The sequence below is a fragment of the Citrobacter sp. R-1.5.2 genome, from assembly GCF_035064245.1.
Lineage (GTDB): Bacteria > Pseudomonadota > Gammaproteobacteria > Enterobacterales > Enterobacteriaceae > Citrobacter.
Genome location: NZ_JASEYC010000048.1, coordinates 1 through 4,748 on the forward strand (window position 1 = coordinate 1; position 4,748 = coordinate 4,748).

At 63.9% G+C, this 4,748-nt stretch carries 8 protein-coding genes; 1 reads left to right on the forward strand and 7 read right to left on the reverse strand.

The genetic code is table 11. The features are described 5' to 3' along the window. Positions 1–9: 9 nt before the first annotated feature. Genes QMN38_RS26295 through QMN38_RS26325 form a run of 7 tightly spaced genes read right to left on the reverse strand, consistent with a single transcriptional unit; the run spans position 10 to position 4,170 of the window. Complete coding sequence (locus QMN38_RS26295; protein ID WP_001300294.1) at positions 10–678, reverse strand: EAL domain-containing protein; 669 nt, start codon at positions 676–678, stop codon at positions 10–12. Between the two features lie 35 nt (positions 679–713). Beyond that, on the reverse strand, positions 714–950 hold the full coding sequence (gene merE / locus QMN38_RS26300; RefSeq protein ID WP_000993386.1) for a broad-spectrum mercury transporter MerE: 237 nt from the start codon (positions 948–950) through the stop codon (positions 714–716). Next, on the reverse strand, positions 947–1,309 hold the full coding sequence (gene merD / locus QMN38_RS26305) for a mercury resistance co-regulator MerD (RefSeq protein WP_001277456.1): 363 nt from the start codon (positions 1,307–1,309) through the stop codon (positions 947–949). Before merD ends, merE begins: the two co-directional genes overlap by 4 nt. A 17-nt stretch (positions 1,310–1,326) precedes the next feature. Further along, positions 1,327–3,021 carry a mercury(II) reductase gene (gene merA / locus QMN38_RS26310; RefSeq protein WP_000105636.1) on the reverse strand — a complete coding sequence of 565 codons (1,695 nt, stop codon included), beginning with the start codon at positions 3,019–3,021 and terminating at the stop codon, positions 1,327–1,329. A gap of 51 nt (positions 3,022–3,072) precedes the next feature. Next, on the reverse strand, positions 3,073–3,495 hold the full coding sequence (gene merC / locus QMN38_RS26315) for an organomercurial transporter MerC (protein WP_001340589.1): 423 nt from the start codon (positions 3,493–3,495) through the stop codon (positions 3,073–3,075). Positions 3,496–3,530: 35 nt separating this feature from the next. Continuing rightward, positions 3,531–3,806 (reverse strand): mercury resistance system periplasmic binding protein MerP, encoded by a 276-nt coding sequence (gene merP / locus QMN38_RS26320; protein ID WP_000732292.1) that lies wholly within the window; start codon positions 3,804–3,806, stop codon positions 3,531–3,533. 13 nt (positions 3,807–3,819) lie between these two features. Then, positions 3,820–4,170: a mercuric transport protein MerT gene (locus tag QMN38_RS26325; protein WP_001294663.1), complete on the reverse strand. Its 351-nt coding sequence runs from the start codon at positions 4,168–4,170 to the stop codon at positions 3,820–3,822. Between the two features lie 71 nt (positions 4,171–4,241). Between QMN38_RS26325 and merR the strand changes: the two genes are divergently transcribed. Then, positions 4,242–4,676: an Hg(II)-responsive transcriptional regulator gene (gene merR, locus QMN38_RS26330; protein WP_000429836.1), complete on the forward strand. Its 435-nt coding sequence runs from the start codon at positions 4,242–4,244 to the stop codon at positions 4,674–4,676. Positions 4,677–4,748 lie beyond the last annotated feature (72 nt).

Sequence of the window (4,748 nt, forward strand, 5' to 3'; positions counted from 1 at the left end):
ATTGAACTGTCAGGAGCTGGCTGCACAACAGCCATTACGCCCAATCAACTGGTGCAGTCGTCTTCTGAAAATGACATCCATGCCCAGCCCGTGCGCGAGCTGGATCACCGCCCGCACGATAGTTTGGTCACGGGCATCATCCGGGAGCCTGGCGACAAAGGATTGGTCGATTTTCAATGTGGTGATGGGGCAGCATTTCAGATGTTGCAGGCAGGAATAGCCGGTGCCGAAGTCGTCGGCGGCGAAGCGCACGCCGATGGCGCGCAAGGCGTCGAAACTGGCGAACAGGGCTGGATTGCCGAATGCGACCGATTCGGTCAGTTCGATCTCCAGAAGCTCGGCGGGCAGGGCCATATCGGCCAGCACCCGCTTTACCTCGTCGTCGAACGTTGGCCCAACCTGGCTGGCGGACACATTGATGGCAAGACGGAACGGTTGCCATGCCGGTCCTTGCCACTTGTGCATCTGGCGACAGGCCTCGCCCAGCACCCACGCGCCTATTTCCGGCATCAGGCCGAACGACTCGGCCAGCGGCAGGAACTGGCCGGGCGGCAACAGGCCAAGCCTCGGATGCCGCCAGCGCATCAACGCTTCCGCGCCAGCGATCCGGTGATCGCGCAGATCGACCAGCGGCTGGTAATGCAGGTCAAGCTGTCCGCGCGCCGCCGCCTGCGCCAACTCGGCCGCCGTCCATCCGGCGGGCTGCGAACTCGTCATGATCCGCCCCGGAAGGCGCGCAGCAGCCGCGTTACGGCCAGAACGAACAAGCCGGTCAGCGCGAGCGCGGCAACACCCCAATGCTCGCCAAGGAAGGCACCGGCGGTCGTCCCGGCCAGCACGGCGGCGAGAATCGGCAGATGGCAGGGGCAGGTCAACACGGCCAGCGCACCCCACAGGTAGCCGGAAACGGGTTGGCGCGTCTCGGGCGGCAGTTTGTCAGGGGCGTTCACGGCAATGCCTCCTCGTGCGCCCGCTCGGCTGGCATGGAGGCCAGTTGCGCGTCCAGATGGGCCAACGCCGCGCGCCGCCGCTCGACCAACTGGCGCAGCACGGCAAGCTGCGCTGCGGCTTGTGCGCCGTCCGCTGCGTCGAGCGCACGGCACAGCCGCGCCAGGGCATCCAGGCCGATACCCGCCTCGAAGGCCGCGCGCACGAAGCACAGCCGTTGCAAGGCCGCATCGTCGAACACGCCGTAGCCGCCCGTGGTGCAGGCCACCGGCCGTAACAAGCCGCGCACCAGGTAGTCGCGCACGATATGTACGCTCACCCCAGCGTTATGGGCCAGTTGCGATACCGTGTAGGCGCTCATCGCACACCTCCTTGTCCTCACCCGGCGCAGCAGGAAAGCTGCTTCACATCCTTGTTGAAGGTCTGCGCCGCGAGCTTCAACCCTTCGACCATCGTCAGGTAGGGGAACAACTGGTCGGCCAGTTCCTGCACCGTCATCCGGTTGCGAATCGCCAGTGCGGCCGTCTGGATCAGTTCGCCCGCTTCCGGGGCCACTGCCTGCACGCCGATCAGTCGTCCGCTGCCTTCTTCAACCACCAGTTTGATGAAGCCGCGCGTGTCGAAGTTGGCGAGCGCGCGCGGCACGTTGTCCAGCGTTAGCGTGCGACTATCAGTTTTGATGCCGTCATGGTGCGCTTCCGCCTCGCTGTAGCCTACGGTCGCCACTTGCGGGTCGGTGAACACCACGGCCGGCATCGCGGTCAGGTTCAGGGCCGCGTCACCGCCGGTCATGTTGATCGCGGCGCGAGTGCCGGCCGCTGCCGCCACATAGACGAACTGCGGCTGGTCGGTGCAGTCGCCTGCGGCGTAGATGTGTTCCACGCTTGTACGCATGCCGGGGTCGATGACGATAGCGCCTTGCGGGGTGAGCGTGACGCCCGTCGCATCCAGTGCCAGCTTGCGTGTGTTGGGCGCGCGGCCGGTGGCGACCAGCAGCTTGTCGGCGCGCAGTTCGCCGTGCGCCGTGGTGAGCACGAATTCGCCGTCCCCTTCACCATTGATATACGCGACCTGGCTGGCCTGGGTGTGTTCCCTCACCTCGATGCCCTCCATGCGGAATGCGGCCGTGACGGCTTCGCCTATAGCTGGGTCTTCGCGGAAGAACAGCGTGCTGCGAGCCAGGATCGTCACCTTCGCTCCGAGTCGGGCGAACGCCTGCGCCAGCTCCAGCGCCACCACTGATGAGCCAATCACGGCCAGGCGCTTAGGAATCGTCTCGCTGACCAGCGCTTCAGTGGAAGTCCAGTACGGAGTGTCTTTCAGGCCGGGAATCGGCGGCACGGCCGGGCTCGCGCCGGTGGCGATCAGGCAGCGGTCGAATGCCACCACGCGCTCGCCGCCGTCGTTGAGTTGCACGATCAGGTTGCGATTGTCCTTAAAGCGGGCGGAGCCGTGCAGCACAGTGATCGCCGGATTGCCCTCCAAGATGCCTTCGTACTTGGCGTGGCGCAGTTCATCGACGCGGGCCTGCTGCTGGGCCAGCAGCGCCGTGCGCTGGATGGTCGGCGTGGTAGCGGCGATGCCGCCATCGAACGGGCTTTCCCGGCGCAGATGGGCGATATGGGCGGCGCGGATCATGATCTTGGACGGCACACAACCGACATTGACGCAGGTGCCGCCGATGGTGCCGCGCTCGATCAGCGTGACACGTGCGCCTTGCTCGACGGCCTTCAGCGCCGCTGCCATCGCGGCCCCGCCGCTGCCGATGACGGCGATATGCAATGCGCCGCTGCTACCCGTCTTGTCGTTTCTGCCCAGCAGATCGCGCATCTTGTCGAGCAATCCGCCCGGCGTCGAAACTGAGGGGGCATCGGCCAGCGTGGCCCGATAACCGAGTCCAGCTACAGCGGCCGTCAGCGCGTCGGGTGACGTGCCGACCTCAATGGCGAGCTTGGCGCTGCCCTTGGCGTAGGAGACATCCGCTGATTGCACGCCGGGCACTTTCTCCAGGGCGTCCTTGACATGCACTGCGCACGAGTCGCAAGTCATGCCGGTGATTTTGAGAGTGCTCATACCATCGTTCCTTATTCGTGTGGGCCGCCGTGTCGCACGGTCAGCCGTCTTTCACAAGCGCTTGGCGGGGAGTTCGCAGCCGTCCGGTCCGCAACGGCGATGCGCCGGCGACACGAAGTCCCAGATCGACACCCCAATCATCAAGGCCAGGCCGACGTACATCAGGTTCGCCGTCCACCAGTTGCCGAGCAGCCAGACCGTGGCCGCAAACACGATGGCCGGGCCGATCATGCCGAGCAGACTGCGCAGCCATTGCCGATGACTGAACCAACCCAGCGCGTTCGCCAGGAAGGCCAGCGCGGCAAACAGCGGCAGCAGGCGGCTGATGAACAGTCCCTCGTACTGGCTCAAGAAGCCCAGCCCGATGGCCGCGCCGAAGCTGGCGAGGGCTGGAAAGCAGGCGGCGCAGCCCATCGCGGAAACGACGCTGCCGAGCGCGCCGGTTTTATCGGCAATGCGTGTCATCAGTCCCATGAAGCGGCTCTCGCTGTTGTCGTTGGCTTGCTGGCTCACTGCTTGACGCTGGACGGATAGCCGGCGTCTGCGGTGGCCTTGGTCAGCTTCTGTACGCTGGCCTTGGTGTCGTCAAAAGTGACGACGGCCTCGCGCTTCTCGAAGCCCACATCGACCTTGCTCACGCCTTCGACCTTGGAGAGCGCTTTCTTGACTGTGATCGGGCAGGCGGCGCAAGTCATGCCGGGAACCGCTAGCGTGACGGTCTGGGTAGCGGCCCACACCGGGGCAACAGCGGCGGCGAGGGCAAGGGAGGCAAACAGTTTCTTCATGATGAACTCCTGGTTAATAGAAAAATGGAACGACATAGGGAAATCCAAGCGCGACCAGGACCAGCACGGCCACGATCCAGAAAATCAGCTTGTAGGTGGCGCGCACCTGCGGAATCGCGCAGACCTCACCTGGCTTGCATGCCTGCACGGGCCGGTAAATCCGCTTCCAGGCGAAGAACAGCGCCACTAGCGCCGCGCCGATGAACAACGGTCGATAGGGTTCCAGCACCGTCAGGTTGCCGATCCAAGCACCGGAGAAGCCCAGGGCGACCAGTACTAGCGGCCCCAGGCAGCAGGTCGATGCAAGAATGGCGGCCAGCCCGCCGGCGAAGAGCGCACCGCGCCCGTTTTGTGGTTCAGACATACGTTGGCCCTTTTGAATTTGGATTGGATAGCGTAACCTTACTTCCGTACTCATGTACGGAGTCAAGCGATATGGAAAATAATTTGGAAAACCTGACCATTGGCGTTTTTGCCAAGGCGGCCGGGGTCAACGTGGAGACAATCCGCTTCTATCAGCGCAAGGGCCTGTTGCGGGAACCGGACAAGCCTTACGGCAGCATCCGCCGCTATGGGGAGGCGGACGTGGTTCGGGTGAAATTCGTGAAATCGGCACAGCGGCTGGGGTTCAGTCTGGACGAGATTGCCGAGCTGTTGCGGCTCGACGATGGCACCCACTGCGAGGAGGCCAGCAGCCTGGCCGAACACAAGCTCAAGGACGTGCGCGAGAAGATGGCCGACTTGGCGCGCATGGAAACCGTGCTGTCTGAACTCGTGTGCGCCTGCCATGCACGAAAGGGGAATGTTTCCTGCCCGTTGATCGCGTCACTACAGGGCGAAGCAGGCCTGGCAAGGTCAGCTATGCCTTAGCGTGCTTTATTTAATGAGATGGTCACTCCCTCCTTCCCGGTACTATGCTGAGGACAGGCTTTCATTCGGAGA

Coding starts and splice junctions, on each gene's coding strand:
- merD (WP_001277456.1), bottom strand. CDS start 1,309: ATGAGCGCCTACACGGTATCGCAACTGGCCCATAACGCTGGGGTGAGC.
- merA (WP_000105636.1), bottom strand. CDS start 3,021: ATGAGCACTCTCAAAATCACCGGCATGACTTGCGACTCGTGCGCAGTG.
- merC (WP_001340589.1), bottom strand. CDS start 3,495: ATGGGACTGATGACACGCATTGCCGATAAAACCGGCGCGCTCGGCAGC.
- merP (WP_000732292.1), bottom strand. CDS start 3,806: ATGAAGAAACTGTTTGCCTCCCTTGCCCTCGCCGCCGCTGTTGCCCCG.
- QMN38_RS26325 (WP_001294663.1), bottom strand. CDS start 4,170: ATGTCTGAACCACAAAACGGGCGCGGTGCGCTCTTCGCCGGCGGGCTG.
- merR (WP_000429836.1), top strand. CDS start 4,242: ATGGAAAATAATTTGGAAAACCTGACCATTGGCGTTTTTGCCAAGGCG.